Genomic DNA, 2,939 nt, shown 5'->3' on the forward strand with positions numbered 1-2,939 from the left:
TGGGCGCGGCTGAGCAGGATCTGCGGACCCTTGGTCTCGCGGCGGACGTCGTAGATGTAGCAGCGGATCCGGTCGCCGATGTTGAAGTTCTCGCGCGGGATCGACTGGTCGCGGCGCATGATGCCCTCGCCGCGGCCCAGGTCGACGACGGTGTTGCCGTACTCGACCCGCTTGACCACGCCGTTGACGATCTCGCCCACGCGGTCCTTGAACTCCTCGAACTGGCGCTCGCGCTCGGCCTCGCGGACCTTGCCGGTCACCACCTGGCGAGCCATCTGGGTCTGCACCCGGCCGAACTCGAAGGGCGGCAGGATCTCTTCATAGGTCTTGCCGACCGCGGCGTCCTTGTAGACCCGCTTGGCGTCCGACAGGCGCATGATGCCGACCGGCTCCTCTTCGCCGGCCTCGACGTCCCAGCTCACCCCGTCCTCGACGATGGTGACCACCCGCTTGACGGTGGTCTCGCCGGTCTTGGGATCGATATGGACCCGGATGTCGTGCTCGGCGCCGTAGCGCGAGCGCGCGCCCTTCTGGATCGCCTCCTCGATCGCCTCGATGACGATCTCCTTGTCGATCGACTTTTCGCGGGCGACGGCCTCGGCGATCTGGAGCAGTTCAAGCCGGTTGGCGGAGATGCCGGTCAGGCTCATGGGTCTCGTCCTTTATTCGGAGGTCTCTTGTTGCGGGTCGTCGCCGACGAGGCGGGCGGCGCGCTCTTCGGCGCCGCGCTTCATCAGCGCATCGGTCAGGATCAGCTTGGCCTCGACCACCCAGGCGAAGGGCACGAGGGCGGTGGCCTCCTCCCCTTCCAGGTCGATGGCGATGTTCTCGTCTTCCACCCCGGCCAGGACGCCGCGGAAGCGCTTGCGTCCCTCGGCCACGCGGTCGAGTTCGATGCGGGCCTCGTGGCCCTCGTAATTGGCGAAGTCCTTCAGCCGGGTCAGCGGCCGGTCGACCCCGGGCGAGGAGACCTCCAGCGTGTATTCCCCGGCGATCGGATCGGCGGCGTCCATGATCTCGGAGATGGCCCGGCTCAACCGCGCGCAGTCCTCGACCACCATCTCGCCGTCGGGCGTCTCCGCCATGATCTGCAGGCGCCGGGCATGCTCGCCGCCCATCAGGCGCAGGCGCACGATCTCATAGCCGGCCGCCTCGGCCACGGGGTCGAGCAGCTCCAGGAGCTTTTGATCTTCTGCGGTCTTGCCACGCATAAGCTTGGCCGCTCTCCGGCAACAAAAAAGCGGCCGGGCCGAAGCCTGCCGCTCGTAGGCGCTATCCAGCGCTAACGGACGATGTGGAGGCCTATATAGCGCGCGGCAAGGGGCTTGTCACGGGGTCTCGCCGATCGTCAGGAGCAGGCCTTCGCCGAACGGCTCGCAGGTCGGCGGACCAGGTCCGGTGAGGTCGAAGCGGATCACCGCCTCGGTTTCGCCCGACGCGAGCACCAGGTCCCCCGCCGGGCCGCGATACAGCTTGCCGGCGAAAGGCTCGAAGACCGTTTCCACCTCTCCGGACGGCGCGAACCCCAGGGCCTCCAGCGCCCGCCCCGACGCCTCGGAATCGCGGGTGGAGAGCCAGACGCGGCGGAGGGTCCCACCCTCGGCCGGGGCGTTCGCGGCGTCGTACAGCGGCTGGTCGAAGGCCGGCGAACCCCAGGCCTCCGGCCGAGGGCCGTACTCGATCACGAAGACCCGGTTGAGCAGGCCGTGATCGCGACGGAAGGTCAGCATCGACCAGGGCGATCCGTCGCTCGCCTCGCGCCAACGACCAGATCGAACCCGCCAGCCTTGGCGCACCGCCAAGCGCTCGGCCGCCTCGACCTCGCCCCGCAGGCCCAGGAAGACCTGGCCCTCGGGCTGGTCGGCCTGGTGAAGATCGACAAAGGCCCCGCCGGCGAAGCGCACGCCCCGCGCCACCGGGCGGCCGTCTGGGAAGAAGCCGTCCAACACCGGAAGGCCGGTCAGTTCGGACAGGCGCGCGGCCAGGCTGTCCCGCTGCTCGGTCCAGATCGCCAGATGGTCGAGGGCCAGCATTCGCACGCTCCGTACGGCTGAAGACTTACGCTCGTAGTTTTCCTGTCAAGCGCGGGCGGGGCCGCGCAACGAGGGATTTTGCGTCAAACGGAGCCAAATCGACGCGCCGGGGCCGCCCCGCCCTTTTCCGGAGCGCGCGAATAGTCCACACACCGCCCGCTTCCTTTTTTGTGTTCTGACAAGGTCCTCCTCCCCATGGACATCACCAAGATCCCCGTCGGCGTGAACCCGCCCTACGACGTCAACGCCATCATCGAGATCCCGCAGGGCGGCGAGCCGGTGAAGTATGAGCTGGACAAGGTGTCCGGGGCGATCTTCGTCGACCGCTTCCTGCATACCGCCATGTACTATCCGGGCAACTACGGCTTCATCCCCCACACACTGTCGGACGATGGCGATCCGATGGACGTGCTGGTGGTGGGCCCGACCCCGGTGGTGCCCGGCGCGGTGATCCGCGTGCGGCCGATCGGCACCCTGATGATGGTCGACGAGGCCGGCGGCGACGAGAAGGTCCTGGCGGTGCCGGTCGACAAGCTGCACCCGTTCTATGCGGGCGTGGATTCCTGGCGCAGCCTGCCGGCCATTCTCACCGAGCAGATCGCCCACTTCTTCCAGCACTATAAGGACCTGGAAAAGGGCAAGTCGGTGGAGATCGTCCGCTGGGCCGACCCCGAAGAGACCGGCGAGCTGATCCGCCAGGGCATCGAGCGCGCCAACGCCGCCGGCAAGGGCTGGAAGGACTAGCTCTGCCGTCCGTTAGCGATCGACGAGCCTTGATCAGAGAGATGCTCCCCTCCTGGGGGAGCTGTCAGCGAAGCTGACTGAGGGGGACTTTGACTCGCTCTTGTGCGCTTCAACCCCCTCCGTCTCGTCGCGAAGAGGCGACGATCCACCTCCCCCAAATCG

Annotated in this window: 4 protein-coding genes; 1 reads left to right on the plus strand and 3 read right to left on the minus strand. The window is 67.6% G+C overall.

The genetic code is table 11. The annotated features are described in order from the left end of the window. From V6M51_RS00945 to V6M51_RS00955, 3 genes are all read right to left on the minus strand, one after another. On the minus strand, positions 1-650 hold a 650-nt coding region (locus tag V6M51_RS00945), incomplete at its 3' end, for a NusA N-terminal domain-containing protein (RefSeq protein WP_332763837.1). A gap of 12 nt (positions 651-662) precedes the next feature. Next, the gene (rimP, locus tag V6M51_RS00950) at positions 663-1,211 is read right to left on the minus strand and encodes a ribosome maturation factor RimP (RefSeq protein ID WP_305677806.1); all 549 of its coding nucleotides are present in this window, start codon (positions 1,209-1,211) and stop codon (positions 663-665) included. 117 nt (positions 1,212-1,328) lie between these two features. Then, entirely contained in the window at positions 1,329-2,033 is a 705-nt protein-coding gene (locus V6M51_RS00955) for a hypothetical protein (RefSeq protein ID WP_332763840.1), read from the minus strand. 195 nt (positions 2,034-2,228) lie between these two features. On the opposite strand from V6M51_RS00955, the gene ppa reads away from it, so the two are divergent. Continuing rightward, on the plus strand, positions 2,229-2,777 hold the full coding sequence (ppa, locus tag V6M51_RS00960) for an inorganic diphosphatase (RefSeq protein ID WP_332763841.1): 549 nt from the start codon (positions 2,229-2,231) through the stop codon (positions 2,775-2,777). Positions 2,778-2,939: the final 162 nt, after the last annotated feature.

The organism is Phenylobacterium sp., assembly GCF_036677185.1.
GTDB lineage: Bacteria > Pseudomonadota > Alphaproteobacteria > Caulobacterales > Caulobacteraceae > Phenylobacterium.

What these genes read in the sequence shown, in the direction of transcription:
- ppa (WP_332763841.1), top strand. Translation starts at nt 2,229, where the DNA reads ATGGACATCACCAAGATCCCCGTCGGCGTGAACCCGCCCTACGACGTC.
- V6M51_RS00955 (WP_332763840.1), bottom strand. Translation starts at nt 2,033, where the DNA reads ATGCTGGCCCTCGACCATCTGGCGATCTGGACCGAGCAGCGGGACAGC.
- rimP (WP_305677806.1), bottom strand. Translation starts at nt 1,211, where the DNA reads ATGCGTGGCAAGACCGCAGAAGATCAAAAGCTCCTGGAGCTGCTCGAC.